Source organism: Bradyrhizobium sp. BRP56, from assembly GCF_020194035.1.
Lineage (GTDB): Bacteria > Pseudomonadota > Alphaproteobacteria > Rhizobiales > Xanthobacteraceae > Bradyrhizobium > Bradyrhizobium australafricanum.
In genome coordinates this window covers 1-26,905 of the sequence record NZ_JADYVV010000098.1, presented here as the reverse complement: position 1 = coordinate 26,905, position 26,905 = coordinate 1, and the positions used below count along the sequence as shown (strand labels likewise).

Annotated in this window: 29 protein-coding genes and 2 pseudogenes; 12 read left to right on the top strand and 19 right to left on the bottom strand. The window is 60.7% G+C overall.

What is annotated here, in order from left to right; translation table 11 throughout:
* The first annotated feature begins 437 nt into the window (after positions 1-437).
* Positions 438-722, top strand: coding sequence for a hypothetical protein (locus I6F38_RS40285; RefSeq protein WP_225164298.1), 285 nt, complete (start codon positions 438-440; stop codon positions 720-722).
* Positions 723-1,079: 357 nt separating this feature from the next.
* Here I6F38_RS40285 and I6F38_RS40280 read toward each other — a convergent pair whose 3' ends face one another.
* Positions 1,080-1,220: a DUF3606 domain-containing protein gene (locus I6F38_RS40280; protein ID WP_069277187.1), complete on the bottom strand. Its 141-nt coding sequence runs from the start codon at positions 1,218-1,220 to the stop codon at positions 1,080-1,082.
* 213 nt (positions 1,221-1,433) lie between these two features.
* On the opposite strand from I6F38_RS40280, the gene I6F38_RS40275 reads away from it, so the two are divergent.
* From I6F38_RS40275 to I6F38_RS40265, 3 genes are all read left to right on the top strand, one after another.
* A complete protein-coding gene (locus I6F38_RS40275) occupies positions 1,434-3,224 on the top strand; it encodes a thiamine pyrophosphate-requiring protein (protein ID WP_225164297.1) in 1,791 nt (596 codons plus the stop codon).
* Positions 3,225-3,248: 24 nt separating this feature from the next.
* The gene (locus I6F38_RS40270; protein ID WP_225164296.1) at positions 3,249-4,025 is read left to right on the top strand and encodes an SCO family protein; all 777 of its coding nucleotides are present in this window, start codon (positions 3,249-3,251) and stop codon (positions 4,023-4,025) included.
* 458 nt (positions 4,026-4,483) lie between these two features.
* On the top strand, positions 4,484-4,750 hold the full coding sequence (locus tag I6F38_RS40265; RefSeq protein ID WP_172646955.1) for a hypothetical protein: 267 nt from the start codon (positions 4,484-4,486) through the stop codon (positions 4,748-4,750).
* Here the strand turns inward: I6F38_RS40265 and I6F38_RS40260 are convergent.
* The 3 genes from I6F38_RS40260 to I6F38_RS40250 form a co-directional block, all read right to left on the bottom strand.
* Positions 4,743-5,600: a glucose 1-dehydrogenase gene (locus I6F38_RS40260; protein ID WP_172646954.1), complete on the bottom strand. Its 858-nt coding sequence runs from the start codon at positions 5,598-5,600 to the stop codon at positions 4,743-4,745. The two genes, I6F38_RS40265 and I6F38_RS40260, sit on opposite strands and share 8 nt — an antisense overlap.
* A 30-nt stretch (positions 5,601-5,630) precedes the next feature.
* Positions 5,631-5,897: a hypothetical protein gene (locus I6F38_RS40255; protein WP_225164295.1), complete on the bottom strand. Its 267-nt coding sequence runs from the start codon at positions 5,895-5,897 to the stop codon at positions 5,631-5,633.
* Positions 5,898-5,983: 86 nt separating this feature from the next.
* Complete coding sequence (locus I6F38_RS40250) at positions 5,984-8,467, bottom strand: excinuclease ABC subunit UvrA (protein ID WP_225164300.1); 2,484 nt, start codon at positions 8,465-8,467, stop codon at positions 5,984-5,986.
* 179 nt (positions 8,468-8,646) lie between these two features.
* Between I6F38_RS40250 and I6F38_RS40245 the strand changes: the two genes are divergently transcribed.
* Together I6F38_RS40245 and I6F38_RS44335 are read left to right on the top strand one after the other, a co-directional pair.
* A complete protein-coding gene (locus tag I6F38_RS40245; RefSeq protein ID WP_172646953.1) occupies positions 8,647-9,222 on the top strand; it encodes an isochorismatase family cysteine hydrolase in 576 nt (191 codons plus the stop codon).
* A 188-nt stretch (positions 9,223-9,410) separates the two neighbouring features.
* The gene (locus tag I6F38_RS44335; RefSeq protein ID WP_225164294.1) at positions 9,411-9,566 is read left to right on the top strand and encodes a PQ-loop domain-containing transporter; all 156 of its coding nucleotides are present in this window, start codon (positions 9,411-9,413) and stop codon (positions 9,564-9,566) included.
* A 106-nt stretch (positions 9,567-9,672) separates the two neighbouring features.
* On the opposite strand, the gene I6F38_RS40235 is transcribed toward I6F38_RS44335, so the two are convergent.
* From I6F38_RS40235 to I6F38_RS40225, 3 genes are all read right to left on the bottom strand, one after another.
* Positions 9,673-10,689 carry an ATP-dependent DNA ligase gene (locus I6F38_RS40235; RefSeq protein WP_069277184.1) on the bottom strand — a complete coding sequence of 339 codons (1,017 nt, stop codon included), beginning with the start codon at positions 10,687-10,689 and terminating at the stop codon, positions 9,673-9,675.
* 631 nt (positions 10,690-11,320) lie between these two features.
* On the bottom strand, positions 11,321-12,439 hold the full coding sequence (locus I6F38_RS40230) for an FAD-dependent oxidoreductase (protein WP_225164293.1): 1,119 nt from the start codon (positions 12,437-12,439) through the stop codon (positions 11,321-11,323).
* Between the two features lie 142 nt (positions 12,440-12,581).
* Positions 12,582-14,087, bottom strand: coding sequence for an FAD-dependent oxidoreductase (locus I6F38_RS40225; RefSeq protein WP_225164299.1), 1,506 nt, complete (start codon positions 14,085-14,087; stop codon positions 12,582-12,584).
* Positions 14,088-14,253: 166 nt separating this feature from the next.
* Between I6F38_RS40225 and I6F38_RS40220 the strand changes: the two genes are divergently transcribed.
* From I6F38_RS40220 to I6F38_RS40205, 4 genes and pseudogenes are all read left to right on the top strand, one after another.
* Positions 14,254-14,769, top strand: coding sequence for a ferritin-like domain-containing protein (locus I6F38_RS40220; RefSeq protein WP_016841005.1), 516 nt, complete (start codon positions 14,254-14,256; stop codon positions 14,767-14,769).
* A gap of 124 nt (positions 14,770-14,893) precedes the next feature.
* Complete coding sequence (locus tag I6F38_RS40215; protein WP_229158072.1) at positions 14,894-15,355, top strand: inorganic diphosphatase; 462 nt, start codon at positions 14,894-14,896, stop codon at positions 15,353-15,355.
* Positions 15,356-15,810: 455 nt separating this feature from the next.
* Positions 15,811-16,008, top strand: a pseudogene (locus tag I6F38_RS40210) (DUF6496 domain-containing protein); the annotation flags it as partial.
* Positions 16,009-16,494: 486 nt separating this feature from the next.
* Positions 16,495-17,055 (top strand): DUF4142 domain-containing protein, encoded by a 561-nt coding sequence (locus I6F38_RS40205; RefSeq protein WP_225164292.1) that lies wholly within the window; start codon positions 16,495-16,497, stop codon positions 17,053-17,055.
* Between the two features lie 146 nt (positions 17,056-17,201).
* Here I6F38_RS40205 and I6F38_RS44140 read toward each other — a convergent pair whose 3' ends face one another.
* From I6F38_RS44140 to I6F38_RS40175, 7 genes and pseudogenes are all read right to left on the bottom strand, one after another.
* Entirely contained in the window at positions 17,202-17,327 is a 126-nt protein-coding gene (locus tag I6F38_RS44140; protein ID WP_256438786.1) for a hypothetical protein, read from the bottom strand.
* A 372-nt stretch (positions 17,328-17,699) separates the two neighbouring features.
* Positions 17,700-17,937, bottom strand: a pseudogene (locus I6F38_RS40200) (DUF2269 family protein).
* Between the two features lie 136 nt (positions 17,938-18,073).
* Positions 18,074-18,628 carry a hypothetical protein gene (locus tag I6F38_RS40195; RefSeq protein WP_028344071.1) on the bottom strand — a complete coding sequence of 185 codons (555 nt, stop codon included), beginning with the start codon at positions 18,626-18,628 and terminating at the stop codon, positions 18,074-18,076.
* 22 nt (positions 18,629-18,650) lie between these two features.
* Positions 18,651-18,812, bottom strand: a complete 162-nt coding sequence (locus I6F38_RS40190; RefSeq protein WP_075968978.1) for a DUF2934 domain-containing protein — start codon at positions 18,810-18,812, stop codon at positions 18,651-18,653.
* A 586-nt stretch (positions 18,813-19,398) separates the two neighbouring features.
* Complete coding sequence (locus I6F38_RS40185; protein ID WP_069280627.1) at positions 19,399-19,875, bottom strand: DUF3147 family protein; 477 nt, start codon at positions 19,873-19,875, stop codon at positions 19,399-19,401.
* Positions 19,872-20,219 (bottom strand): DUF3147 family protein, encoded by a 348-nt coding sequence (locus I6F38_RS40180; protein WP_016841014.1) that lies wholly within the window; start codon positions 20,217-20,219, stop codon positions 19,872-19,874. The genes I6F38_RS40185 and I6F38_RS40180 overlap by 4 nt, the downstream gene beginning before the upstream one ends.
* On the bottom strand, positions 20,216-20,821 hold the full coding sequence (locus I6F38_RS40175) for a cupin domain-containing protein (protein ID WP_069276647.1): 606 nt from the start codon (positions 20,819-20,821) through the stop codon (positions 20,216-20,218). The genes I6F38_RS40180 and I6F38_RS40175 overlap by 4 nt, the downstream gene beginning before the upstream one ends.
* 797 nt (positions 20,822-21,618) lie before the next feature.
* Between I6F38_RS40175 and I6F38_RS40165 the strand changes: the two genes are divergently transcribed.
* Complete coding sequence (locus I6F38_RS40165; protein WP_172646950.1) at positions 21,619-22,887, top strand: DUF892 family protein; 1,269 nt, start codon at positions 21,619-21,621, stop codon at positions 22,885-22,887.
* 334 nt (positions 22,888-23,221) lie between these two features.
* On the opposite strand, the gene I6F38_RS40160 is transcribed toward I6F38_RS40165, so the two are convergent.
* From I6F38_RS40160 to I6F38_RS40145, 4 genes are all read right to left on the bottom strand, one after another.
* The gene (locus tag I6F38_RS40160; protein ID WP_311988211.1) at positions 23,222-23,425 is read right to left on the bottom strand and encodes a hypothetical protein; all 204 of its coding nucleotides are present in this window, start codon (positions 23,423-23,425) and stop codon (positions 23,222-23,224) included.
* A gap of 268 nt (positions 23,426-23,693) precedes the next feature.
* The gene (locus I6F38_RS40155; RefSeq protein ID WP_172646949.1) at positions 23,694-23,849 is read right to left on the bottom strand and encodes a hypothetical protein; all 156 of its coding nucleotides are present in this window, start codon (positions 23,847-23,849) and stop codon (positions 23,694-23,696) included.
* Positions 23,850-23,921: 72 nt separating this feature from the next.
* Positions 23,922-24,149 (bottom strand): hypothetical protein, encoded by a 228-nt coding sequence (locus tag I6F38_RS40150; protein ID WP_225164291.1) that lies wholly within the window; start codon positions 24,147-24,149, stop codon positions 23,922-23,924.
* A gap of 505 nt (positions 24,150-24,654) precedes the next feature.
* On the bottom strand, positions 24,655-24,882 hold the full coding sequence (locus tag I6F38_RS40145) for a hypothetical protein (RefSeq protein WP_076829459.1): 228 nt from the start codon (positions 24,880-24,882) through the stop codon (positions 24,655-24,657).
* A gap of 255 nt (positions 24,883-25,137) precedes the next feature.
* Here I6F38_RS40145 and I6F38_RS40140 point away from each other — a divergent pair, with 255 nt between their 5' ends.
* Positions 25,138-26,511 (top strand): carbohydrate porin, encoded by a 1,374-nt coding sequence (locus I6F38_RS40140; RefSeq protein WP_225164290.1) that lies wholly within the window; start codon positions 25,138-25,140, stop codon positions 26,509-26,511.
* Between the two features lie 133 nt (positions 26,512-26,644).
* Here the strand turns inward: I6F38_RS40140 and I6F38_RS40135 are convergent.
* Positions 26,645-26,905: hypothetical protein (locus tag I6F38_RS40135; protein ID WP_225164289.1), on the bottom strand; the 261-nt coding region annotated here is incomplete at its 5' end.

Genomic DNA, 26,905 nt, shown 5'->3' with positions numbered 1-26,905 from the left:
CATGCCCGCCGTACGTCACGCCATCGTCGATCTCATCCTTCGGCCGCCGTCCCAGCAGTGCCCATGTTGCCGAAAGCAAATCCTTGAAAAACAGTGGCGTAAACGCATTCTGCCAAAGTAGTGCTAGTTCTTCCCGCGCGATCCGACGAAGCTAGTTTTAATACGCTCCTGTCCAATTGCCACGTCAGGCGAGGAACCATAGAGAGGAGATCAGCGTCTAATTGGCGCTTCTGGTCAGCCAAGGTGCCCCCCGACTGCCAGAGGAAAACCCATATCGTTCGGGTTGGCGGCCCCCCGGTTGGGGCCGCTTTCAGTTCGCCGCGAAAGCCAGGTGGCGCTTATCCAAAGTTGATCGTCACGATTCACATAGTTCAATGCCGGGCGCTCCATCCTTCGAGCTAATCGACGCGCTCGTATTTTGCAGATGGTGGATGCAAATGGAATTTATTGGACGCCCGATGCGGGGACGTTTCCTCGTTCGGCAGGGTGGCAACGGATGGATGGTCTACGATAGCGAACTCAAAGGACCAGCCCAGATAGAAAAGAACGGCGCGTTCGCCGCTGATGGCGAGCAAAAGCCGCTGCGGCCCGATTCCTATGCCTGCTTCCGCTGCGGCGGTGTCACTTCGGCAATGTCTATCCTCGACAGTCGCCAAGGTAAGAGCTATCGCCTTCGCCGCTGCGTAAGCTGCGAGAAGCTGAGTTGGGCTGAGGAAGAGTAAGGGTCGAGCGCCCAAGAATCTCCAAACAGAGTGCGTTCATTCGCGAGCTCGGCCGAGCTGCTGAAGCTGCCGGCAACGTCGTGGACCGCTGCTTGTTCCCGAAGCGAAACGGCCCCAGCGAGAGGACGTGCTGAGGCCGATTCGGTGCCCCAGCGAGGTGCCAGCCTGGGCCGCTCCAAACTGACCGCGAATGTGCCCCGGGTCTTCGGGGGAGAGCCGGGGCACGCTCCACTCGTCCATGCCGCTCTGCCGCGAGCGGCGCGGGTCAACGTTCACCGCGAGGACGTTGTTCCTAGCGACTTCTTCTTTGCTACCCTGAGCCGACGCTCAACCCCGCTTCCGGCTGGTGCCGACCATTTAGACCGCCTTCTTCACCGATGCCTCCGACTTGCCCGTCCTCCTCGACTCGTAACTCACCTCGTAGTCCTGCCCGCCGGCGACGCGCGCCCGGTCCTGCTTGCGACCGCGCGCGGTCTGCTTCTTTGCTTTCTTTGCCATTCCGGCCTTCCTGTCGATGAGGGCCAACTCTGGCTATTATCGAACCAATCTAATGGGCAACCGCATGTCGCGGCGGATCCTCACACGTTCGGTGACCATTGCACCTGCCTATTTCTTCTCCGATGCCACCTCCTACTTGAGGGGACGGTCGCTTTGGAACGGCTGACAATCCCCGCCGTTCACCGCTCACATTCAACTTTCGGGATATGCACGATGTCCAGGACCGTTGGCGATTTCGTAGTGCAGCGCCTCCAGGACTGGGACGTGCGGCATCTCTTCGGTTATCCCGGCGATGGCATCAATGGCGTGTTCGGTGCGCTAAATCGCGCCGAAGGCAAGATCGATTTCATCCAGGCGCGCCACGAGGAGATGGCGGCGTTCATGGCGTGTGCCTATGCCAAATTTTCCGGCCGCCTTGGCGTCTGCATCGCGACGTCGGGCCCCGGTGCCTCACACCTGATCACCGGTCTGTATGATGCCCTGCTCGACCATCAGCCGGTGCTCGCCATCGTGGGCCAGCAGGCGCGGAACGCGCTGGGCGGGCAGTATCAGCAGGAGCTCGACCTGGTCTCGATGTTCAAGGACGTCGCCAGCGCGTATGTCGCGCAGGCTTCCTCGCCCGCTCAGGTCCGCCATCTGATCGACCGCGCCGCGCGCATTGCGCTCGCCCGGCGCACCGTGACCGCGCTGATCCTGCCGAATGATCTGCAGGAAGAGGATTACGAGGATCCGCCGCGCGCACACGGCACGCTGCGGTCCGGCGTCGGATACACTCCGCCGAGGATCGTTCCGGCAGAGGCCGAGCTCGATCGCGCCGCCGACATTCTCAACGCCGGCAAGAAGGTCGCCATGCTCGTCGGCGCCGGCGCGCTTGGCGCGACCAACGAGGTCGCCTCCGTCGCCGACCGGCTGTCGGCCGGATGCGCCAAGGCGTTGCTCGGCAAGGCCGTGGTGCCCGACGACCTGCCATGGGTGACGGGCTCGATCGGCTTGCTCGGCACCGAGCCGAGCTACGACCTGATGATGGAGTGCGACACGCTCTTGATGATCGGCTCGGCGTTTCCATATTCCGAGTTCCTGCCCAAGGAGGGCCAGGCCCGCGGCGTCCAGGTCGACATCGACGCCGGCATGCTCTCGATCCGCTTTCCGATGGAGATTGGCCTCGTGGGCGACGCGGCGGAGACGCTGCGCGCGCTACTTCCGCGCTTGAAGCAGAAGAGCGACGGCAGCTGGCGAAAGGCGATCGAGGACAACGTCCGGACCTGGTGGAAGACATTGCAGGATCGCGCGCACCAGCCGGCCAAGCCGGTCAATCCTCAGCGCGTGACATGGGAGCTGTCGCCGCGCATTCCCGATCGCGCGATCATCACCAGCGATTCCGGCTCCTGCGCCAACTGGTTTGCCCGTGATCTGAAGATGCGTCCCGGCCTTATCGCCTCGCTGTCGGGCGGCCTGGCATCGATGGGCGCGGCAGTTCCCTACGCAATCGCCGCCAAATATGCAGCGCCCGATCGTCCCGTCATTGCGCTGGTTGGCGACGGCGCCATGCAGATGAACAACATGGCCGAGCTTATCACGGTCGCCAAATACTGGCGCTACTGGAGCGATCACCGCTGGATCGTCTGCGTCTTCAACAATGAAGACCTCAACCAGGTGACATGGGAACAGCGCATCATCAATGCCGATCCCAAGTTCGAGGCATCGCAACGCATCCCCAACGTTTCCTATTCGCGTTTCGCCGACCTGATCGGGCTGCGGGGGATTTATGTCGACGACCCCGCACAGCTCGGCTCGGCCTGGGAGCAGGCGCTCGCGAGCGACATTCCGGTGGTGCTGGAAGTCAAGACCGATCCGGAAATGCCCCCGCTACCGCCGCATATCACGCTCGAGCAAGCCAAGAACTTCTCGATCGCGCTCGCCAAGGGCGACCCGAACGAAGTCGGCGTCATCCGCGGCGCAGCGCGTCAGCTGCTCGAGACCGTGTTGCCCGGCAAGGAGAAGTGAAGGCCAGGAGCGATGCATCATCAGATGATGCTTGCCGTCTGTTTGGTCTGCGCAGCGCTGGCGCCGGCGCGCGCCGAGTTGACCAGATCCGATGTCGCCGGGGTCGAGGCATCGCCCCGGCCCGGCGCCGTGCTACCGCTGAGCGTCCGCCTGCGGGACGAAAACGGCGTCACACGGCCGATCCGGCAATGGCTCACCGGCGGGCCAAGCGTGTGGGTCCTCGCAGATTTCACCTGCGACACACTGTGCGGGTCGGTGGTCAGCACCGTCTCCGACGCGCTCCAGCGGTCCGGCCTGCGTCCCGGTCAGGACTTCGATCTGAACGTCGTGAGCTTCGACCCGCAGGATACCGCGGAGAACGCGAAGGAGATGAAGCAGGCGCAAGTCGGCCTCCAAGCGTGGGGCGATGCCACCCACGTCCTGCGCGGCGATGCCAGCGACGTCGCGGGACTAACAAAAGCATTCGGATTTGAAGCGGTCTACGATCGCGACCAACTCCGCTACGCGCATCCCGCGGCCGCCTTTGTCGTGACGGCCGACGGTCGCATTGCGCGCGCCCTGCCCGGTCTCGGGCTAGATCCCGCCAATCTGCGCCTCGCGTTGGTCGAAGCCGGTCAAGGCCGCATCGGCGGATGGACCGATCATGTCAGGCTGATGTGCTACGGATTTGATCCCGCAAGCGGTCTCTACACGCTCGCGGTCGGTCGCCTGCTCAAGGCGACCGGTCTTGCGACCTTGGTCTTGCTCGGTCTGCTCATCGTCGCTCTGCTTCGGCACGAACGCGAGGCGGCGCGAAGTTGAGCCATCTGCCATGGCGCAGGCGGAACGCTACGCCCCAGGCCAACAGCCCCATAAGCAAGGCCAGACCGGCCACCAGCATGATGCCGGTGAGCCAGCCGTGGAGACCATCAATGGCCGGGAATGCCAGGACCGACGCCTCGCAAATCCGCATCGCGAGCGTGAGGGCGCATAGTCCGAGTAGCCAACGGCGATCGGCGCGGACGCGACGGTTCACGAGTGCAAAGAACGGAAACACGAGCTGGCCGACGGCCAGGAGCGACAGGACGAACTGCCAGCCCGCCGTTGTTCCGCCGCTGCCGGACGGACTTTGCTGCGGAGCCGCAGTCCAACGACAGCCTTCATAAATCTGCAGTCCGCTTCCAAGGCGCTGGCCCTAGTGCCGGCAAGCCACATGCGCAGCTCAATGCCTGACGCCCGCCACCATCTGGATCGGGTCCTGCGGGTTGGGAGGGGGCGACATGCCCAAGGAAAACGATCTCGAAGGACAGCAGGATCAGGGCGGCAAGAACGGTGGCCAGAAGCGAATGCCAAAACCGGAGCCCAAGCCGAAGGGTGATCAGCCCGATCTGCTGAAGCGGCTGCCTTGCATTCCGCCGCACTCTCCCAAGCTCTATGGAGGCGCCCGGCTCAACGTCCGCATTGCTGAGACCCAAGCTTCCCATTTACGACGAAGTAGCGGCCATCGGGCGTCACGGGATGCTTTATGCCGGCCACCTCTCAGATGAAGGGTTTGCCTCCGGTCACCGCGACGGTCGTGCCCGAAGTGTAGCTGGATAGCGGGTCGGCGAGCATCACGTAGGCTGTGGCGAGTTCAGCCGGCTGGCCAGCCCGCTTCAGCGGCACTTGCTTGCCAAAGTTCTTTACGGTTTCCTCTGGCATCGTCGAGGGAATGAGCGGGGTCCAAATTGGACCCGGCGCAACGGCATTCACCCGGATGCCGTTCTCCGCCAGCATCTGGGCCAGACCGCCCGTAAAGTTCTGGATCGCTCCCTTCGTCGTCGCGTAGGCGAGCAGTATCGGGTTCGGCATGTCGGAATTTACCGATGCCGTGTTAATGATGGCGCCTCCAGGCTTCATATGCGGGACCGCGGCCTTGGCGAGGTAAAACATCGCATGGATGTTCACCTCGAAGGTCATGCGCCATTCTTCGTCGCTGATGTCGCCGATGTCGGCGAAGGTCGCCTGATGCGCGGCATTATTGACGAGAATGTCGACGCCGCCAAGTTCCTGCACGGCGCGGCGGACCACGGTGCGGCAATGGTCGGCCGAGCGAAGGTCGCCCTCGACGAGGACAGCCCTGCGCCCTTCCTTCTCGATCATCGCCGCGACTTCTTTCGCATCGTCGCTTTCGTCAAGGTAGGCGATCAGGACGTCGGCGCCCTCGCGGGCGAAGGCTATGGCGACCGCGCGCCCGATGCCGCTGTCGCCGCCAGTAATAATGGCGCACTTGCCTTGAAGCCGTCCCGAGCCCTTATAGCTTGTCTCGCCATGATCCGGGCGCGGGTCCATCTTCCCCGTCGAGCCTGGCATGGGTTGTCGCTGGCTGGGAAACGGCGGTTTGGGATATTCGGGCATGATTCTGTCCTTTACTTCATCCGGACGGCCTTAGCACCAACGGATTTCAGCGCGTCCGCGACGCGCTTCGGATCGTCGCCACGGAAGTCGACGGTCTTCGATCGGGCCCCCAAGCTTCTCGCCCGGCTTCGGCTTTACCTTCACGTCGGCGAGCGCGGGTCGATCGCCGGATGTATTGTCGGCGCCCATCGGCTGCACCACGTCGGTTCTCTGGACTCCGCACTCCTGCACAACGTGCTCGACCGCGAGTTCTGCCGCGCGGCTAGTATCGAATTCGGCGACGAGGATGCTTTCCATGCGTGTCTCTTTCGGGCAGGCGATGGCAAACAACCAACTGCGTCCCCCGGTGTTCCTATGGGGGCTGGCGGCCTTCGATGAACTCGTTAGAGCGCTCGCTTCAAATATTCTGCTGCCCGGCTCCCGGAGGCAGCAACTTGATCCGGTCGTCCGGACGCCACGATGCGACCTCCTTCGTTTCCAGCGCCAGGGCCGACTTCTACGATCCAGTCGCTCTCCGCTGCAACAGACATATCATGCTCGACCAGAACGACGGTGTTGCCAGCCTCGACGAGCCCTTGCAGCTGATTGCCGAGCTTTGTGACATCGGACGGATGCAGTCCCGTCGTCGGCTCGTCGAGAACGTATAATGTGCCGCCACGATGGGCGCGCTGGAGCTCGGTGGCGAGTTTGACGCGTTGCGCCTCTCCTCCTGAAAGTTCGGTGGCCGACTGGCCAAGTCTAATGTAACCGAGCCCGACCTCGCGGAGAACGCCCAAAGAGCGCGAAAGAACGTCATCGTCTTTAAAGAACTCGAAAGCCGCGTCGACGGTCATCGCCAGCACATCGGCGATCGACTTGTCCCGTATCTTGATCTCGAGCGTTTTCGGGTTATAGCGAGCGCCCCGGCACGTCGGACACGGAGTATAGACGCTCGGAAGGAACAGCAGCTCTACGCATACATAGCCTTCGCCCTCGCAGGTTTCGCAACGGCCCTTGGCCACATTGAACGAAAATCTGCCCGCGTCGTAGCGCCTGGCACGCGCCTGCTTCGTCCCGGCGAAAAGTTTACGCACGTGATCGAGCAAGCCGGTGTAAGTCGCCAAATTGGACCGCGGGGTCCGCCCGATCGGCTTCTGATCGACCACAACGAGACGTTTAACGCGATCCAACCCTTCCGTAATCTCCCCACTCAGCGTACGCACGGTCTCCTGCAGCTCAGCTTCGTCCAGATCGGATTTGCGGCGCTGACCTAGCTTCTCCGCGATCGCCTCGACGAGAAACTGGCTGATGAGAGTGGATTTGCCCGAGCCGGACACGCCGGTCACACATGTAAGGACGCCGAGAGGGAGGTCGGCATCGAGACGGCTCAGGTTATTCCGCGTCACGTTCCGCAGCTTCAGCCAGCTGCTCGGCCGACGGATCTTGCGTGGTGCCCTCGCGGCATCTTCGAACAGATACCTTCGTGTTTGGGACGCTTCGACTTTGGCCAAACCGGCAAGGCGCCCGCTGTAGAGTATCCGACCGCCCTGGTCCCCGGCAGCGGGCCCAACGTCGACGATCCAGTCGGCCTCGCGCACCACATCGAGCTCGTGTTCAACGACAAAGAGCGAATTTCCCGATGCCTTCAGGCGCCCGAGTGCCCGCAAGAGCGCCTCAATGTCTGCCGGGTGCAGGCCAGCGGAGGGCTCGTCCAGTACGTAGACGACCCCGAACAGGTTCGATCGGACCTGCGTCGCGAGCCGCAGACGCTGCAGTTCGCCCGGCGATAACGTCGGCGTGGTGCGCTCTAAGGTGAGATAACCGAGGCCTAGCTCAAGCAGAACTTCGAGACGCCCGACGAGATCCTCCACGATTCTCTGAACGACAAGCGCCTTTTCGGGATGATCGTCGGTACCGTCTTTCTTGCTTCCATCAATATACGGTTTGATAAGCTCGTCGAGCTTGGCCAACGGCAGGCGAGACATCTCGGCAATGTCCATTCCTGCGAATTTGACCGAAAGTGCTTCTGCTTTTAGCCGCTTCCCATCGCAGACCGGGCAATCATCGCTCGACAGAAACTGCGCTACACGCCGCTTCATCATGACGCTCTGCGTGGTGGCATATGTCTGAAGCACGTACCGGCGGGCGCCGGTGAAGGTGCCCATATAGCTGGGCTCCTCCTTGCGCTTCAGGGCTTTTCGCGTCTCGGCTGGCGTGTATCCCGCATACACCGGTACGGTTGGCTGCTCGTCCGTGAAGAGAATCCAGTCACGATCTTTCTTCGAAAGCTCGCGCCACGGCCTATCGACGTCATACCCCAAGGTGACGAGAATGTCCCGGAGATTCTGGTCCTGCCAAGCCGAAGGCCAGGCCGCAATGGCGCGCTCACGGATCGTCAAAGTGTCGTCGGGTACCAGACTTCGTTCGACGACCTGATGAATTCGCCCGATGCCGTGACAGTTCGGACAGGCGCCTTCCGGCGTATTAGGCGAGAAGGACTCCGCGTAAGGCAAGGCCTGCCCGCGCAGATATGTGCCCGCCCGCGAATACAGTATGCGCAAGAGGTTGGAGAGCGTCGTGACGCTTCCCACCGACGACCTGGTTGTCGGCGATCCGCGCTGCTGCTGAAGTGCGACGGCTGGCGGCAATCCTTCAACTGCGTCGACGTCGGGCACCTGCATCTGATGGAATAGCCGACGTGCGTAAGGTGATACGGATTCGAGATAACGACGTTGAGCCTCCGCGTATAACGTCCCAAACGCTAAGGAGGACTTGCCGGATCCGGACACGCCTGTGAAGACCACGAGCTCATTGCGTGGGATGTCGAGCGAAACGTTCCGGAGGTTATGCTCCCGCGCTCCGCGGACGCGGACGAAACCGTCGGCCATCGCGGAAGTCAGTTCTTCACTTCTATCGGCTTTCTCGAACATCGAGAGGTAAAAGCCCGGCTGCATCTCGTGGTTCCCGAGGGCATCCGGTCGAGTCGCCCGGGGCGCGTTAACGAAGGAACCATGAAGGAACACCCTTGTTGCGTCCGATACGGCAAAGTCCTTGAGACGACCGAAGGATGGCCAAGAGAGATGTGCTACGGCTGGGGCCATCCGGCGCCAACACGATTCACATCTGCGTCGACATGCACTGGATGTTCGCAGAGGACACCGAATGGAGGACGCCGTGGTTCGATCGGGTGATTCCTAGTATCGTCGCCATCACGGCAAGGCATCCCGAGCGGGCGACTTTTACCCGCTTCATCCCAGCCCGGTCCTCAGGCCAAGGTGCGGGGATGTGGCGACGGTACTACGAGCGACGGAGCTCGATGACAATCGATCGTCTTGGCCCAGATATAGTCGATCTCGTTCCGGAGCTCGCCTGCTTCGTTCCCCCGGCCACGATTTACGACAAGCACGTTTACTCTCCGTGGACCGGATCCGACCTGCATCTTCGCTGGCGCGAGAAGCTGGTCGGTACGATCGTCGTTACAGGAGGCGAGACGGAGGTTTGCGTGCTCGCTACCGCGCTCGGCGCGATCGATTGGGCTTTTCGCGTCGTCCTGGTGACCGACGCGTTCTGCAGTTCCGCGGACGAGACTCACGACGCCATGATGGCGGTCTACTTGAACCGGTTCGGCGAGCAGGTCGAGTGACGATGGAAACGCTGATGGCCGGTGGCTCGCGTGACGATCGCAGGACGTTAGGAACGGTTCTTATTCCTCACTGTTTGCCGTGCGGCATTCATTGACAGGAGATACGACGCGAATGCTGGCCGGCAGTCCGAGCAACCGGCTCGCTCCGAGGATCTGCACCGTCGGCAGGCGAGGAGTGGCCATAGAGTGTGATAGGTAAATTCGCATCCTCTATTGGCGGCATCGCGGCCTTTCTCGCATCGCTGTCTTACATCCCTCAGTTGAGGAAGGCTTGGCCGCGTGGATCGACGGGCGACCTCTCGCTTGGGATGCTCGCAGCCCTCAGCCTTGGGCCTACGTTGTAGGTCGTCTACGACCTGCTGCGCCAAGACTGGGTTGTCGTTGGCGCGAACGCGATCGGGGCGTGTTGGCCTGCGAGATCCGGGACATGCGATAGACCCCAAGTATCCGTCAGGCTGGCTCGATCGCCCTCATGAGGTCCCGCGCGATCTTTTGCTTCATCTGTTCCATGGTGCACTGGTCCGCCTTCTTGTCGGACCTCCATCTAAGGATGGTCGTACCGTGCCGAAAGCGGCCACCGGTGAAGTGATCGTAGGACACTTCGACAACGTATTTCGGCTTCACCGCCTGCCATTCGGACGATCGTCTCGTCGACCATCGGCTTGGTCCGCCTGGCGCGTTGCCAGTGAAGCTTTTGGTCGCCGCAATCATCTCGAGTCTTTCGGTCAGCGCCGGTTTGTCCTTTGCCTTGATGGCTGACGAAAAGCCGACGTGGTGCAGGAGGCCGTCTGCATCGTAAAGCCCCAGCAGCAATGAGGCGACAGCTTTGCGGCCGGCCTGCAGCTTCTCGCCGTAGCGAAAGCCTCCAACGACGCAATCAGCGCTGCGATATCGCTTGATCTTCTGCATGCCCTCGCGCTTCCCGGTCTGGTACGGAAGATCGAGCCGCTTGGCGACCACGCCGTCACTTCCGCCGCCTGCCGATTGCAGCCACCGCTCGGCATCCCCGAACTTCGTGCTGGCCGGCGATAGCCGAAATAGCGGCGCGCGCGAAAAATTGCGGCCAGCAAGCTTTTCCAACTGAGGTCGCCGTCGGGACAACGGTTGGTCGGCCAACTTTTTGTCGCCCAGCTCCAGCAGATCGAAAGCGAGAAACAGGGCCGGCGTGTCCCGGGACAGCTTCTGAACGCGGCTAGCGGCCGGATGGATGCGCTGCAGGAGGTCATCGAACGAAAATTGCCCGCCAACCTCGACGACGAGCTCGCCGTCAAGCACAAACCTCCGTTCGCGCAAATCGCGGGCTGCGGCGACGATCTCCGGGAAGTATCGGGCGAGATCCTGGCCGGACTTCGAGCGCATGGACACCGCGTCCCGGTCCCGCGCCAGCAGGCAACGAAATCCGTCCCATTTGGGTTCATATTGCCACTCCTTTCCGACTGGAATGGCATCGACAGAACGTGCCTCCATCGCCTCCATACGGACGCCACGCGGCGGCATTTCGACCTCCTGCTCGATGATTGGTCGCGGGAATACCATCGTGCGATCACCGCCGCTTTGGTGGTCAGGAGCCGCGCCAGGACGTCACCCGTGACTTTCAAATGCGCTTCGACAAGCGCGCGTGGAAGCCATTGGTTCAGCAGCGAACGACCATTTCAGATTGGGCATCGAGCCGTGATCGGTTTCCGGCGGGCGGATGGTGAAGGGCTCCTGAACTTCCCGTGCAGGCTTGCGAGAGCCCGAGATGTGGCCCCTTTGCCGTCTCGTTTAGGCTCCGGCGGATCTTGAGCCATGACCATCCTTGATCGATCGTTGTCGGTCCTTTCAGAACGGCCTCGGGTCCCCTTCGTTGCTAAAGCACCGGGTACGGCCACAGCGTTCGCAGTAGGAACGGTTCCGCCGCCGGTCTATTGCCCAGATTGAAGGAGCAGGGAATGGCGGATCAGGTGCGGCGCGGAGCGATGAAGCGCAATCACAGCACGAAAGCTGGAAGAAGGGCAGCCGTCGGGCCAGGCGCTCGCATTTCTGCGTGATGTGGTGCGAGAGGCTCCGCTGCCCTCGCTGCTCGTCGCCTTCATGCTGGGCAGCCTGATCGCGCGTCTTAGCCGGGAATATCGCGATCAATCGCAAGATCATCGAACAGGGGCGAAGAACCTCCGGCAAACATCGCCGCCATAAGTTCCGCCGCGAGGAAGCTGAAGGTAATGCCGTTGCCGCCATAGCCAAAGGCGGCGAAGATATTCTTGGAGCCGGGTACCCTGCCGATCAACGGCAAGCCGTCATGTGTGGTATCGAAGGCGCCCGACCAGCCGAACGCCACATCTTCCGATGCATGCGGCCAAAGCGCCTTCAGATAATCTTTGAGCGCCCTCACCTTGGCAGGCGTGGCGTCATCACGAGCGTGAGGCTCGATGAGCGCACGGTCATCTTCGCCACCAAGGATGATGCGGCCATCAGTGGTGGTCCGCGCATAGTGATAGTTCCGGCTCGCTTCCCAGATGAGCGCCTGTTCGGGCCACAGATGGCCTGGCTGCCGCCGGCTCGCGATGGCCCAGCTGGAAGCTGGTTGCTGCGCCGTGGGCCGCACAATATCCGGCATCACATAGCCGGTCGCGAGCACAACCTGGCGCGCCTCGATCGAAAGTCCGTTCTCAAGGCCGACGGTGACGCTCTGGGCCGTGCTGTCATAGGCAACCGCGTTGGCCTTGAGAAGGCGGGCACCGCGTTGCAGGGAGATATCAAGCAGGCCATGTGTGAGCAGCACAGGATCGGCATCAGCCGCGTCCCTTGACAAAAGGGCGCCCGCCCGCGCGATGCCGAAGCGCTTCAGCAGCGCGGCGTGATCGAGATAGAGGGACGGCAGATCAGCGCGGCCCCTCAGCGCACATTCATCCTGAACAAGGTTCGGACTGTCATCGACGACGAGATAGAGCGAGAGACGCCGTCGCATCTGGCAGGCAATTCCATGCTGCCAAACCAGGGACGGCAGGCCCTGCGCGGCATGGTGGCTGGCCCGATAGCAGCGCACCGCCTTCTCGAAACCATAGAGCTGCGCGAGTTCGAACAGCGGCCGGTCGATTTCCCAGAGCAGCATGGCGGTGCTGGCCACCGTGCTGCCGAGACTGGGAAGCTCGCGATCGATGATGACCAACTGGCGGCCTTGCCGTGTCAGGCGCTCGGCCATCAGCGCACCGGTGATGCCGGCACCGATGATCAGCACCTTGCACCGAAAGCTGTCAACGATCGGCTCAATTGGCAGCGGCCGTAGGACGGCCCACGGTGTGCGCGGGCTACGCAGATCGCCCTGCTCGATGTCCTCGTCCTTGAAGATGGAACGCTCCCTGAGCCTTGACCGGATCTCGCTAGACCTTTACCGGGCGCAAAGCCGACACGGCCGGAGCATTGATCGGCCGTCCGTTGGGCGCAAAGATCGAACCGTGGCACGGACAATCCCAGCAGCTCTCGAAGCTGTTCCAGTGCAGATGACAGCCAATATGCGTGCAACTGGCCGAATGAAGATGCAGTTCGCCAGCCTTGTCCTTGTAGGCTGCGATCTTTTCGAGTCCCCGCCGCAGAATGGCGCCCTCACCGGGCTGAAGCTCTTCGAGCGAAGCGATTTCACCCGGCGCCACATATTCCGCGAGGTTTTGCAGGATCGTCATGTTCTCGCGCAGGAAATTCCGCGCCGCTGCGAGCGGCTTGCGATCCGGCGCATAGACGGACTTCCACGGATGATCTTCCCCCAGAATGAGGGCTGTGTTCAGCATCGCGCCCATCACACCATGGGTCAGACCCTGGCCTGAATCGCCCATCGCAACGTAAATGCGCTCGCTGCCGGGCTCGCGGCCGATGAAGCCGGCATAGTCGATCGTGTCGAGAACCTGACCCGACCAGCGATGGGTTATGCGGTCCAAAGCCGGGATCAATTCACGCGCCCAGTTCTCCAGCCGAGCAAAGCGCTGGTCGGCATCGTTGGCCTCACCGCTTTTATGGTCTTCACCGCCGACCAGCACGAAATCATCCTCCTCGGGGCCCGTTTGCAGCCGCACATAATGGTAGGGATCTTCGGTGTCCCAATAGAGCGCGTCGGGCAGTTCGCCCCGCGCGATGGCAAAGGCGAGCACGTAAGTGCGGTAAGGAGAAACCTTGGTATGCAGTTGAAAGCGGTCGGCGATTGATGCGTTGGTCGCGATGACAGCATGCACGGCCGTGATCAGCCCCTGTGAGGTTCGCAGCGTGACGCCGCCGTCATGTTCGGCGACTTCCTCGACCGGGCTGTTGGCAAAGAAACGGACGCTGCCGCTTGCGCAAGCGGCGGCAAGTCCGGCGAGATATTTGAGGGGATGGAATTTTGCCTGGCGCGGATAGCGCAAGACGTGCCGGCTCTCGCAGCCCTTGAGCGGCACGCCAACCAGCCGGTGCACCGGTGCGCCGACCTCGCGCACCGCTTCCAGCTCCTCATCGAATATGTCGGCCGGCATGCCATTGCCTTGAAAAAGGTAACCGTCAAGACGGAGAAAGTCGCAGGCAATTTTCTCGCTTGTCTGGATTTCCTCGATGCGATCCACGGCGGCGGCCTGACTTTCGTAGAACAGCTTGGCGACCTCGGCGCGGCGCAGCTTCCTGAATTCGCTCATCAAATCATCGCAAAGCGGCGCAAGATGCGCCGAGGTGCGCGCCGTCATGCCGCTTGCGATACCCTTGCGGTCGATGACGATGACCGAGCGGCCGCGCTTCATCAATTCGTACGCCGTCGACAGTCCGGCGATGCCCGAACCAACCACGGCGACATCGCATTGCACATCGCCTTTGAGGGCACCCGCCTCCGGCAGGATTTCGGTCTCCATCCAGAGCGAGGTGCTGACCATGTTGAACTCCACCCAAAGAGGCAAAACGCGGCCTGTTTGCGCGAGTTCCTGCGGACGCACGAGACGCCCCACCATCATAATCTTCCCGGCCGGCTGTGGCGTTCACGCCCAGGAACCAGCACGGCGAGCATGCGTTCCCCCCGCTTTAGGAGCGAGGAGCGGCGTCATGGGACTATTCACCAAAGACATCAAGACGATGGATGATCTGCTGCTGCATGGCTTGCAGGACATCTATTATGCCGAGGAGCAGATCACCAAGGCCCTGCCGAAGATGATCGACAAAGCCACCAACCGGGATCTGGCCACGGGCCTCAAGAACCATCTCGAGGAGACCAACAAGCAGATCGAGCGTCTCGAAAAGGTGTTCGAGAAACTCGGCCAATCGCCAAGCGGCACGCAATGCCCAGCCATCGACGGGATCATCAAGGAAGCCGACGAGACGGCCGGCGAGATCGAGGACAAGACGGTGCTGGATGCGGCGCTCGTCGCCAACGCGCAGGCCGTCGAGCACTACGAGATATGCCGCTACGGCACCTTGATCGCCTGGGCGGAGGAGCTCGGCCACGACGATATCGTGCGCTTCCTTACCACGAACCTAAACGAAGAGAAGGCAGCGAACGCCAAGCTCAATACGGTCGCGTTGCGCAAGGGTGTCAACAAGAAGGCCTCCACCTCCGCCTGATTCCCGGCAGGGCTCGGCGGATCGATTTCCGTCGGGCCCGCTGCTCCTTTCGAGGCCCGAGTCGTCCGCCATGACCAATCTGACAAAACTGCCGAGTTGGGCCGACGATAAGAACATCTTCGCCGTGGTCGAGACGCCGCGCGGCAGTTCGTGCAAGCTCGATTTCGATCCGAAGCTTGGCGTTTTTGCCTTGGCGAAGCCACTGATGGCCGGCCTGACCTATCCCTATGACTGGGGGTTCATTCCCTCGACCAAGGCCGAGGATGGCGATCCGCTGGATGTGCTGATCTTGCATGACGCGCAGACCTATCCGGGCGTCGTGCTGCGCTGCCGTCCCATCGGCATTCTCGAAGTCGAACAGAAGAAAAAGGGCGAGACGGAGCGCAACGATCGGGTGTTTGCGGTGCCTGATAGATCACCGCTCGAAACTGATCTCAAGGATATCCGCGATCTTCCCACCCATGCACGCGATGACCTCGAACAGTTCTTTCGAGCAACGAATGCGCTGGAGAACAAGGAGCTGAAGTTTCTCGGCTGGCATGGTCCCAGCCGTGCGGCCAAGACCATCAAACGGCTGGCCCGCTGAATCGGGCTCGAAATAAGGTGAACCCTTGGGACGAACCATCGTGTGGCTACCCTGATCCCTTGGTTGATGCAGCAACAATTTCCGGGACTATTTGCCGTTCAAGCTGACGGGCTGTCGCCTCCGCCGACCATCCAATCCTCGATACCTTCTTCATCTTCCTCGGTGCTAAGCCGCCAACCGCGTCGGCCGGCTTGGTCGGATGGCTGGTGCTTGAGCCGAATTCTGGTGCGGCGCATCGATCGAGGTTCTCCAACCTATCAAGCGTGAAACATCTGACAGCGTTCCTATGAGGACACCGCATTCGGTATATCCTCTAACGGATGCTCGGAATGGTGCGTTGGAACTTGCCAGCGCCATCTAGATTGTCGATGCGGTGGATGGGAAAGCCGACGGCGCGGAAGTCATGCTTCTGGCAGTTCAACTAGCAGTGTCTTTTAGTGGAAAGAGAAGAACCCATGGCAAAAAAAGCCAAGAAGAAGCGTCGCTACTCGAAGAGCTCGGGCTCGGACGTCAAGAGCGAGATGCGACGGTACAAGAAGGGGACGGCCAAAAGTGGCCGTGGCGGAAAGGGCGGCAAGGTAAAAAGCAAGAAGCAGGCGATCGCGATCGGACTTTCCAAGGCCCGCAAAAAAGGCAAGAAAGTCCCCAAGAAAAAGAAGTAATGGAGCCGATGTACAGGTCACTGCGTAGTGACGCGTATACCTCCGCCACGTTTACCGGCACTCGGCTTAAAACTTCAGGGTAGTGCGTAGGCCAACCACCACCTCGCCTTTGACGATAGCTTGGCCAAGAACGGGCCGGGAATAGCGAAAAGCGCAAATGCGGCGGCTACTGCGTCCAGTTCCACCTCAACCGCAAGGAGGTCTACACCCGCAACTGGCTCGTTTGGTCACGGGATCGTTCCACCGCCCGAGCGGTCGAAGATGCCGCAAGACCGGTTACTTGAGGCCGCTGCTATCTGGCGGGTCTCCTGTTGCGGCCGGTCGCCACTACGACGTCTTGATCGCCTGGATGGAAAGCTCAGCCACACGATATCGTTCGATCCCTCGCCGCCAAATTCGACGAGCAGACGGCGACTAAGCTCAACTAACGCCTCGCAAGGGCGTCAATTGCAAGACCGCAAACTGATGGAGATACACATGAGACGCACTATAATAGCAATCGCGTGCATTTTGCTGGCGACACCGGTCATGGCGCAATCCGTCAGCGAAAAGACCGGGGTCAATTCCGTGCTCGGGGTCAGCTCCTCGACGGTGGATTTTGTCAAGCAGGTCGCGATATCGGACATGTTTGAAATCGAGTCTAACAAGCTCGCACAGCAGAAGGGAAATGCAGCGGAGAAGACTTTCGCTTCCCAGATGGTAACGGACCACACCAAAACCAGCACCGAGCTGAAGGGACTTGTCACCAGTGGCAAGGTGAAAGCCGAGTTGCCCAGCGCTCTCGATTCATCGCACCAAAGCAAGCTCGACAAGCTGAAGGGTGCCAACGGTAACGACTTCAGCTCGGAGTTCAATTCGATGCAGGTCAGCGCTCATAAGGATGCCGTCGACCTGTTCGAGCGCTATGCCAAGGGCGGCGATAACGCGGATCTGAAGAATTGGGCCGGCAAAACCCTGCCGGCGCTTAAGCATCATCTTGAGATGGCGCAGGATCTCGACAAGAAGCCCGCGCCTACGGTCGGCGAGGGCAAGAAATAGCGGAAGGACGGAGCCGTTGCGAGGCGGCTCCTTTCCCCTTTTGCTGCCGCTGGCGGTTGGCCGCCCGGTCTGGGATTCGGCAATGCACCCAGATTCCGTCGACCCGGCAGAAATCGCAGTCGACGTTTTCGAGTTCCAGGATAGCTTCAGCGGTCAATCGCGGTCATGACGCTTTGGTAGTAAGGCGCACATTCCTCGCCGCGCGCGCCCACGAGCTCCTTGGAATAGTCGTCCAGCGCTGTGGCGAGATTCGCGGTCGTGCGTGCCGTCATGCCGGTGTCGATCCAGCACGATCACGGAGCGCCCACGGCTTGCAAGCTCTACGCCACCGGCAGCCCAGCAATGCCAGAACCGACCACGACCACGTCCGCCCGGTCGGATCCCGACAGGCTAGCAACGTCGACCACCGGGACATTCATCCAGAGCGATTGCGTATATTCATCTCGCACGCAGAGTTCTTGGCCAATAACGGAGGCACGCCTGAGCAACAGGCGCTTTGGCGGCCTAACAGGTATCCCCTCCTATCCGCTCGACTATCCCGGAGGCCTGCGCGCTCCCCGGCAACTACTGCAAGCTGGCATGCCACCGCGAGCGGAGCATCCTGGCGAGCTCGGCACTGCCATCACGCTTCAAAACACCTCAAGTTAAGGTTTAGCTATCATCAGCCAGAGTATGGCGGCCACCGCCATGAACACTGGAATGCCGAAGGCAAACCACAGCCAGCAGATTCGGTGAGACGAGAGATACAGCACCATCGACCACGATCCATCCTTCCCAGAAGGAGTAACCGACGTGCGGCACAAGCAGCGAGCCTGTGACGGGCTGTGCAACGACAGCGGTGGCTGTGAAGATACAATCCGCACCTCGTTGAGATCGTGCCAGGACACCTAATGTCGGCGATTCTACTCATCGAAAGGACCGAATGGCCGTGCGAGGAAAGCCAGCCACAATAGCGGACCTTAAAAGTCCTGTCGCTCCGATGACGGCAACCTTCATTGATGGTGCTCCGCGTTCGGAGCTAAGCCCTCTTCCGCGACCGTAAGCCTCGAACGAATTCCTCCATATAGGGAAGGACTTCAAACAGCAGGACCGCGAATAGAAACGCCGCCACATACGTCCATGGTAATGGCTCTCGCTTCAGGGCGAGTTCGTAACGTGCGGGCCCAGAACCCAGTCCCCAAAGGCTGAGGAATTGCGGCCAGTTTAAGATGATGACGATCACCATCGCCATGAGAGGCATCAGCTCGAGAAAACTATGGACCTGCTGTTCGATGGGCGTGATGCTCCGCTTATGGCTGGCGAATGTTGTATCCCAGAGGGCTGTCAGCTGGTGCGTAACAAAGCCGACGATCATAGCCGCAATAATAAGAGCGTTGATTTCAAAAAAAATCGCCGCCAGCAATGGTATCGCAAGTTCGATCAACATCAGCAGATGAAGTAGGGTTTCCTTATAGCCGCTTGTCGTCTCAATCCGAGATGCGCGATGGCAAAGATAATCAGCAAACCCGGCTAATAACCAAAGGGGCAGCACAAAGTACAGCAATACAGTTTCGGCTGCTGCGGAATGAGACATCCGGTTAGCGCTTCTTCTCTGCTTACAGGCTATCTGGAGTGCGGAGGGGAGATGACTTGTCCTCGTTTCGCAACTCCTGCTCCGCCAACCGCCAGAATTCTTCCTCCCTGCCTTCGGGCTTGCCGCTCCGCTCCCATATCTCGTAGGCGCGCTTCTCGATTTCCTTTTCGGTCGGTTGGGTCACCACGTGCCTCCTTCAACTCTGTAGGGATCGTGGGCTCGGTTTCCGCTAATCACGGCCTCTTCGACGGTTAGTCGTCAGCGACACGCTCGGCCGCCGCTATCACAGCAGTCATTTCCACTCGCTAGCGCCGATCCCTCCTTCCGGTGATAAACCCGCGAAGTCAGCGAGGTTCCTCCGTTGAAACCTTGCCTAATTCGTCCTCATTTTTTAGTTCGAGGTTGAAACTGTCGATCTCGACCCGACGGGAGGCGAGAGGCGCCGTGTGCGGCTATGCCGGTGGTCTTGATCGTTTCGTCGGCCATTCTAAACCTTGCACAAGCCGCGGGCAGCAACTGGGCTGCTTTGCATTCAACCCGCGCCGATAACCGCAGTTCCTCTGGTCTCCCTTGTGCACGATCTTGGGACAAGCCGTGCTGGATTTCGCCCGGCCTCAAGTGCCCCAATAGGAGTCGCGTCAGCCCGCGTATTGCTGGGAAATCAATATCTGGGGCCGGTGACGGGTGCCGATATGAATGCCCGGAAGGTAGCTCGGCCATGACGAGATCAAACTTCCTCATTGCGAACTAATGAAGAGACGCCAGCCCGTCTATCGCGTTCGCGAATTGGTGGAGCCGCTGGGCTCTTTCACGGTCCGCATCGATCGCATTTTCCGGCGCACGTACCAAGCCGCTACCGCGATAGTCAACCAGGCGAGGGAGGCGCCGACGAAGACGGCGGGGATGTTGCCGCGTGGGATTAGCATCGAGAAACCAACCGCGAAGGCCAGCATGCCCAGCGCGCCGAGCGCAGCGCCAGCGGCATCGACGGCGGCCGCCATTTGCCCGCGGCGCTTGCCGGCGAGACCCGCTTCGCGCTTGCGGCGAATTTCATGCTTCTCAATCAGCGTTGCGCTCGCGCAGAATATGGCTGGAAGGGCAAGAAAAACGCCACCGATGACTGCTCCATAGCGACTGCTGATGAGGCCGGTAAAGACGGTCGCAGCGCCGCCAAGCACGAAGCGAATCAGATATTCGTACCAGCGGCCTTCCTTGAGAGATGACGTTGAAAACCGGATCGGGCTCACGTCTGACCTCCAGCGAAAACCAGCAGCCCGAAAGCGGCGACCAGCCAAATGACGAGTGACAGCAAGGTCGCCGTCACCGCTCGCAGCTTTGCGCGGACAAGCAGATGGCAGGCGACGACACTGTAGATGGCGAGCGCAACCGCTCCCGCAATCATCGCCTGAGCTTGCAAGGCGGCGTAATTGACCCCGTGCTGATACACCGCGATCCCAAGCGTCGCGAGCGCGACCGAGGGCGCTGCTCCGAACAGGCCGGCGAAGCTCTTTGGACGCAGGAGATCTCCCAGCATCGCGAAGGCCGATACGACGGCGCCCCCGAGGACGAAGCGGATGACGTACTCGGTCATTTCGCTTTCTTCCAGAGCTTCGAGAGCGGCCCGCCGGCCCCATAGACCGGATCCTTACGCGGCACCGAAACCTTCGGAATGGCTTTCAGCGCCCGCTGACGGTCTTCGACGCTCGTGCACTCGTCGTATGTACCGGTCGGCGGGTATGCCCCGATGACGAGGAACTCATCGCCCGCGGAAAGGCACTGATGTCCTGTGCCGGCGGGAAGAACCGCGATGTCCCCAGCCTTCAGGGTGAAGATCTTCCCTTTGTTGCCGCCGAACCGAACGCGGCCCTTGCCGCGCGCGATGCCGAGCACCTCATGGATCCTGGAGTGATAATGCACGTAATCGTAGATGCCATCCCGCCAGCTATCTCCCCATCCGTTCGCTTCAAATAGGTCTTCGATCACGGCCGCGGCGTCCAGGTCCTCGTCGAAAGCGACCGCGTTTCGATACAGTACGAGCGGCCATCGCGGGTGATTTGGAATGAGACCGTCGTCCTTAAAGCGAACCGTAACAGGCTTTCGCGCTCGCGCGAGATCCACAGCCTTCCGCTTGCCGGGGCGCTTCAGACCGGTTGCGCGCTCCACGTATCCCTTCAGGTCTTCAAGAGTCGGCATGATCATCCTCCTTTGAAATTCCGTTCGAGTAGCCGGTCCAAAGCCGGAGGCCCCGTTCGAGAATCGCCCCGAGTGCGAAGCCGGCAACGACATCGCTCGCCCAATGCGCCAGGATCGCAATGCGAGTGAGCGACAGCCCGACCGCAATCGCGCGGATCGCCCGCCGGGGACCTGCCGGCAACCCGCTGGCCGCCGGTGCCAGTCCATGTGCAGCGCGTGGCCTGAGGGAAACGCATCTTTTCGTTTGCCGGAAAGCGGGACGCCATGCATATGCCCAATCACCGTCCGACGATCCGGCCGAGTTTGGTCGAATACGAGTTTTAAATCATCGGGCAGCAGCGACGCAGTGACCGTCACTGGCAGAGCATGGTTTCCTGCGCGCCGCAGCGGCACCCCACAACCGCGCGAGGCAAGCCAGCCGACGGCTGTCAGGACCAGAAGAAGCTTCTCATCTACGCCCCAGGTCAGGGCGCGGGCCACCTGCTCCGGGGCCGGCGCAGTGCTGCGGGCGATTGAATGTGCCACCGCGACATCCGCTCTGGTCGGTCTAACATTCACCGGAAAGCTTGGACTGCGGCCAAGGCGCCTTGCTGACAAGCTAGCGATCTTGAACATGTCTCAACGATCGGAAAGATAAGTACCTCCCCAACGCTCAACGTGCCGTCGAGGTCCTCCCCCGGCTTTCCAACAAGGAAAGTCGGCGGTTCGGCGTCCGGGCAGGAATCCTCCGTCCGATAGGAACAAACGATCCTGGCTTCCGTTCGGGATGATCTCCCCTCTCATTGCAAGGCCTTTCGATGTACCACCATGTCAAGAAGCTGATGTTCACTGTCCGCGTCGACGAACCAGACCCTCGTTTTGGCAACATGCTTCTTGAACAGTTCGGTGGTGCCAACGGCGAGCTCGCTGCCGCGATGCAATATTCAATACAGGGGCTCAACTGCGAGGATCCGGATCGCAAGGACCTGCTGATGGATATTGGCACCGAGGAACTGAGTCACCTCGAAGTCGTGGGGACACTCGCCCGGATGCACCTCAAGCCGGCGAAGTTCGATCGCCAGGCCGCCGAAGCCGATCCCCTGATTGCGATCGCTGGTGGCGGCGGCGTGAACCTGTTCAATTCCCAGGGCAATGCGTGGACGGCCGACTACCTGAAGATAACCGGCGAGCTCGACGTCGATCTGCGCAGCAACATCGCCGCCGAAGCGCGGGCCAAGATCGTCTATGAACGCCTAATCAATTTCTGCGACGACGCCGGTACCAAGGACGCGCTGCAGTTCCTGATGACTCGGGAAATCACACACATGAGAGCGTTCGCGCTGGCGCTCGAGAGCATGGCCAAGCCCGCTTTCAGCATCGGCCGCATCGCCCCAACACCGGGACTGGTCGACCAGTTCTTCAACGACTCCACCGGGGCCGGCGACCACGGCGAGATCGACGCCCGCGGTCCGTGGAACGAGGGCAATGGCTGGGTCTTCACGGAATCGCCAGCGATCCAGGCTGAGCCCGGCGCGTCCGCCGCGATCGTCGCGGAAAGTTCGCCGCCAGACGACCAAGCCGGGCTTGGCGACTTGTTGATCGATGAGCTACGCGACATCCTGCATGCCGAAAAGCAACTCACCAAGACGCTTCCGAAGATGGCCGAGGCAGCTCGCTTCGATCAGTTGCGAGAGCTGTTTGAGCAACATCTCGTCGAGACCGAAAACCAGGTGGAGCGCATCAATGAATGCTTCGAGTTGCTCGGCAAGACCGTCCGAGCGAAGCCTTGCAAGGGCATGATGGGGCTTATCGAGGAAGGCCAGGAAATCATGGCTGAAGGAGAGGAAAAGGAAGACGCGGCCGCGGACCTCGCCTTAATCGGAGCTGCACAGCGTGTGGAGCACTATGAAATCTCGGCTTACACCATGGCGAAGAATCTCGCCCAGCAGCTACGCCACAGTGCAGTCGTCGCGCTGTTGTCGAAGTCACTTGCGGAAGAGGAGAATTCTGATCAGTTGCTAAACCAAGTCGCTCGATCTCTGATGTCGGTAGCCAAAATGCCAGCCGCGATCGAACAGGCCGAATAACGCCGGCTGGCGGGGCCGCAAGTCAGGGCCCGAAGGACCGCAAGACCAGCAGTTCCTGTCAGATACCGGAATGAGAGCGCTGCGCCAATACCTCGGTCATCTTTTGGGTATTCAGTATCCCAATATGATGGCACTTCGCCGGATTTTCGGCCAACATATGAATTGGATCTTGGATGAAAGAGGCCGCCAACTGAGGCGGCCTCTACGACATCAGCAGCCAAATCAACGCCGCGACGCCAAAGGCGATGGCGACGTATCCGGCAATAGTGATCCGGTCGTATCGCTCGGCCATGCCGGAACTCTCAGGCCAGCAGCAAAGCCACGTTGACGTAGGTCAAGCTAGGTGGACGGCTGGAGTCCGGGAGAGGAGCCACTCGCTCATGTGAGCGCCAGTCTCAGCCTGTCGGGCCTTCTTCAACAGCTCTTCTTTCTCGATACCTGGTTGAAGCCCGCTGGCTTCGTCGCGCAGGCTCTTGGCCTCTTCTGTCAACCGCACTTCTAGAGAATGCTCTTGTTTGAAACGACGCCGCTTTTGCATGCGTTGCTCCACTGCCATTAGCGATGCTCTGTTAATTATTGGACAGAAGGCGCGTTCCTCTCGGAAATTGTTCACCAATTATCGCTAGTTCGAGGCCTCCGAGTCGGGCTGCCCTGTGCCCTCGGCTTTGCTTCTGGCTTCGAACGCCTCTTGCTCCGACTGCGGGCGTCTCCGGAGTAGACCTAGCCAGCCCTGCGCCACACGGAGACGATCATCGTCCGAGATCGCTTTGTCAGCTTGCCGCGCGCTGACTGGCGGCAGCGCCGGTTCATTCGCTGCTCGGTCCAGCAACATGTCGCGGCTCGAGCAAGCTCAGCGCGGTGTCGATCTTCGCGAGCAGCTTCTCGATTTTGTCACGCTCTTCCGGAGCAGGATTGCCCAGCGCATTTAGCCGCTCGACAGTATCCAGATCGCTGATCGACAACGCCAGGCGTCGGCATCCCTGCGCCTCCGCGAGCCAAACTCGTCTTCCAACCGGCGGGTTGCAAAAAAGCGCTCAACCGCCCTTCAGCGCGTCCTTGACTTGCGTCGCAGGCCAGCTGTCGCCCACGGGCCTCGCGCGCACCTTTGCGCCACTACCGACCAGGACATGAGACGCAACTTCGTCGTCTGCATCGAGAACCATCAGGTCCGTCACGGGCTCCCAGTTCAGCGTCAAGTCGAGATCGCCCGGAAAGATCTGCCATCTCGAGCCGTCATCGAGCTCGACGATGTGGCTTTGCAAGTGCGCGCGTATCTTCATGATTCAAACGGCATGCGGCTGCTGTGGGGGGCGTTCGACGGACGTGGAGCGTCGTAGCCGGCCATCCTCGCCATGGCCGCACTTGGCGCATCTCAGCCGAACGTCCTGATGGGAATAGGGGGCGTTCGGGCCCGCCGCCATAGGCCAAGCGCCGCAGTTGGGGCACTTCACCAAAAGGGTATCGGTTTCGATCATCGGCGGCTCCGTAGCTGCGCCCCATTCGAGGGTCAACGTACGGCGGTTGGCGTGGTTGCCTGGCTTCGTCCGCTGCCCGTCCGAAAAGGGCGCCGGCCCGGCAGAAAAGCGGCTCGCCTGACATGACCGGACGGGCCGCTTCGTGATCATCGTAGTTTGATCAGTGTATGTGAATCAGCCAATAGCCGGCGCCGCCGATCACGATGACGGCGGGAGCGGCCCACAACAGAAATACAGGCATCGTTCATCCTCCTCTTCCTTCCGACCGGCCCGAACCATGGCCGACGGATCATCACTGTTCGGTGCAGACCTTGGTGGTCTTCACGGCGGATTCGGCTTCCGTCTTGGTCTTATAGACGCCGTCGCCAACGACCGTCGTGGTGGTAGTTGTCGGCTTTGTGTCGACGACCGTGCATTTCTTAGTCGCGGCATCGCGCACGATGTAGAATTCGGCGGCGCTCGCAGCCTGCGCACCGAGCACAAAAGCGGCAAGGGCGCCGCAGACGATCAGCTTATTCACTCTCCTCCATTTCTGGCCCCACTCACGAACGGCAGCGTCAAGGCAAAGTTCCGATTGTTCCCGGGGTTGCCGTTTTCAAAGCCGGCTCGCCTCTCGCGCTGCCGCAAAAATCACGGGCTTGGAAAATCACCTGAGCGGAACCAGCCAGCGCGCGCGCCCTCTTGAGTTTGCCATTCGACCGTGTCCCAATGTGCCCCTGTCTTGCGGACTCCTCGCTATGCGGTTCGATTGAACATGGTCGTTAGATGCCTGACGGTGGCGGTCCTTGTTGCGGGGCTTCTCGCCGGCACCCACGCTTTCGCGCAGGAAGACAAGAAGACCGACGAAGACAAGCCTGCCGATCCGGACACCGGCGAGAGCACCATCGAGGAGAAGACGCTTGGACTTCTGCCGAACCCGTTTCAAAAATACGGGATCAAGTTCGCCGCGACCTACATCGGCGAGACGCTCGGAAATGTCTCCGGCGGGCTGAAGCAGGGAGCGATCTACGAAGGCCGGCTGAACCTTGCCGTCGATGTCGACCTGCAGAGGCTCGCCGGCATGGACAGGCTTACCTTCCACGCCAACATGTTCCAGATTCACGGTGCGGGACTGTCGCGCAACTATCTCGACAATCTCTTCGTCGTCAGCGGCATCGAAGCATTGCCGTCGACGCGACTTTACGAAGCCTACTTCGAGAAGCAGTGGGGTAATAAAAAGGTCTCCCTGAAGTTCGGGCAGCTCGCCGCCGATAGCGAGTTCTTCAACACGAAATATACAGATGTCTTCACCAACGCATCGATGGGGTGGCCGGCAATCACATCTCTCGACCTGCCCAGCGGCGGTCCGTCGCCGCCGTTGGCGGCAATGGGCACCCGGCTGCTGGTCAACGCCACGGATCAGCTATCCATTCTTGGCGGCGTCTTCGACGGCAACCAGGCGGGTCCGGGCCCAGGCGATCCACAACAACGCAACCGATATGGCGTCAACTTCCGGATTAACGATCCGCCCCTTCTGCTGGGCCAAATCCAGTACTCCTGGAACAACACGAAGGGCGATCCCAATCTGACGGGCCAGATCAAGTTCGGCGGGTGGCGTCACCTCGGGCCATTCTCCGATCTTCAACTCGCCAGCAACGGCGTTTCGCTTGCGGCGCCGGCCAGCAGCGGCACTCCCCTGATGTTGGCAGGCGATGTCGGCGGATGGGCAGTCTTCGAGCAGCAGATTTATCGCGTGCCCAAAAGCGATGATCGGGGAATCGGCGTTTTCGCTCGCATCTCCGGCGCTCCCGCGGACCGCAATCTGATTGATCTCTACGCCGACGCCGGACTCGAGTTCATCGGCCTCAGCGACAAACGACCAGACGACAAATTCGGCATCGCTGCTGGCTACGCCCACGTCTCGAAGCGGGCTCAGGCACTGGACGTCGACTATCGCGTACTCTTTGGTCCGACATGGCCGGTGCGCAGCTTCGAAGGACTGTTGACGGCGGTGTATCAATATCAGTTACGGGACGGCTGGACCCTGCAGCCAAACTTCCAATACATCATTCATCCCGGGGGCGGAGCAACGGACCCGGCGGGGCCGATCCCGGGCCGAGCGCTCAAGAACGCAACAGTCTTCGGCCTGCGCACGACTTTGAAATTCTAGGAGGCAGATTCCGCCGTTAATCGACGAAAACAGCTAGACGATCATACGGCTCCAAAGGGCGTAACGCGCGAGAGCGATCGACGCGGTTCGCAGCGTTGGCAATATTGGCGCCCACATGGAAAAGGACGTGAATCTAATCGTCGACATCGAGCCCGGCGAGGTTCAGATGTTGATTGACTTGATCGAGATGCTTTTTGATGAATGGTACGTCGAGAAGCATAAGTGAGAAATGCGGCTGGCGGAAATCAAAGCGCTCAGCGCTAACAAGTCGTCCGTGAAGAATGCAGATCGGCCCGATAGATAAGCAGAAGTTGTCTCGATGAAGTGTTCGATTTTGCAGGAAAGCCGGGTGTTGGGCCGCGGTTTCTTGCGTTTTAGGATTTTGCTTTCGAGC

Excerpts from the sequence above, each read along its gene's own strand:
- I6F38_RS40285 (WP_225164298.1), top strand. The coding sequence starts at position 438 with ATGGAATTTATTGGACGCCCGATGCGGGGACGTTTCCTCGTTCGGCAG.
- I6F38_RS40280 (WP_069277187.1), bottom strand. The coding sequence starts at position 1,220 with ATGGCAAAGAAAGCAAAGAAGCAGACCGCGCGCGGTCGCAAGCAGGAC.
- I6F38_RS40275 (WP_225164297.1), top strand. The coding sequence starts at position 1,434 with ATGTCCAGGACCGTTGGCGATTTCGTAGTGCAGCGCCTCCAGGACTGG.
- I6F38_RS40270 (WP_225164296.1), top strand. The coding sequence starts at position 3,249 with ATGATGCTTGCCGTCTGTTTGGTCTGCGCAGCGCTGGCGCCGGCGCGC.
- I6F38_RS40265 (WP_172646955.1), top strand. The coding sequence starts at position 4,484 with ATGCCCAAGGAAAACGATCTCGAAGGACAGCAGGATCAGGGCGGCAAG.
- I6F38_RS40260 (WP_172646954.1), bottom strand. The coding sequence starts at position 5,600 with ATGCCCGAATATCCCAAACCGCCGTTTCCCAGCCAGCGACAACCCATG.
- I6F38_RS40255 (WP_225164295.1), bottom strand. The coding sequence starts at position 5,897 with ATGGAAAGCATCCTCGTCGCCGAATTCGATACTAGCCGCGCGGCAGAA.
- I6F38_RS40250 (WP_225164300.1), bottom strand. The coding sequence starts at position 8,467 with ATGGCCGACGGTTTCGTCCGCGTCCGCGGAGCGCGGGAGCATAACCTC.
- I6F38_RS40245 (WP_172646953.1), top strand. The coding sequence starts at position 8,647 with ATGGCCAAGAGAGATGTGCTACGGCTGGGGCCATCCGGCGCCAACACG.
- I6F38_RS40235 (WP_069277184.1), bottom strand. The coding sequence starts at position 10,689 with ATGGAGGCACGTTCTGTCGATGCCATTCCAGTCGGAAAGGAGTGGCAA.
- I6F38_RS40225 (WP_225164299.1), bottom strand. The coding sequence starts at position 14,087 with ATGGTCAGCACCTCGCTCTGGATGGAGACCGAAATCCTGCCGGAGGCG.
- I6F38_RS40220 (WP_016841005.1), top strand. The coding sequence starts at position 14,254 with ATGGGACTATTCACCAAAGACATCAAGACGATGGATGATCTGCTGCTG.
- I6F38_RS40205 (WP_225164292.1), top strand. The coding sequence starts at position 16,495 with ATGAGACGCACTATAATAGCAATCGCGTGCATTTTGCTGGCGACACCG.
- I6F38_RS44140 (WP_256438786.1), bottom strand. The coding sequence starts at position 17,327 with ATGACGGCACGCACGACCGCGAATCTCGCCACAGCGCTGGACGACTAT.
- I6F38_RS40195 (WP_028344071.1), bottom strand. The coding sequence starts at position 18,628 with ATGTCTCATTCCGCAGCAGCCGAAACTGTATTGCTGTACTTTGTGCTG.
- I6F38_RS40180 (WP_016841014.1), bottom strand. The coding sequence starts at position 20,219 with ATGACCGAGTACGTCATCCGCTTCGTCCTCGGGGGCGCCGTCGTATCG.
- I6F38_RS40175 (WP_069276647.1), bottom strand. The coding sequence starts at position 20,821 with ATGCCGACTCTTGAAGACCTGAAGGGATACGTGGAGCGCGCAACCGGT.
- I6F38_RS40165 (WP_172646950.1), top strand. The coding sequence starts at position 21,619 with ATGTACCACCATGTCAAGAAGCTGATGTTCACTGTCCGCGTCGACGAA.
- I6F38_RS40160 (WP_311988211.1), bottom strand. The coding sequence starts at position 23,425 with ATGCAAAAGCGGCGTCGTTTCAAACAAGAGCATTCTCTAGAAGTGCGG.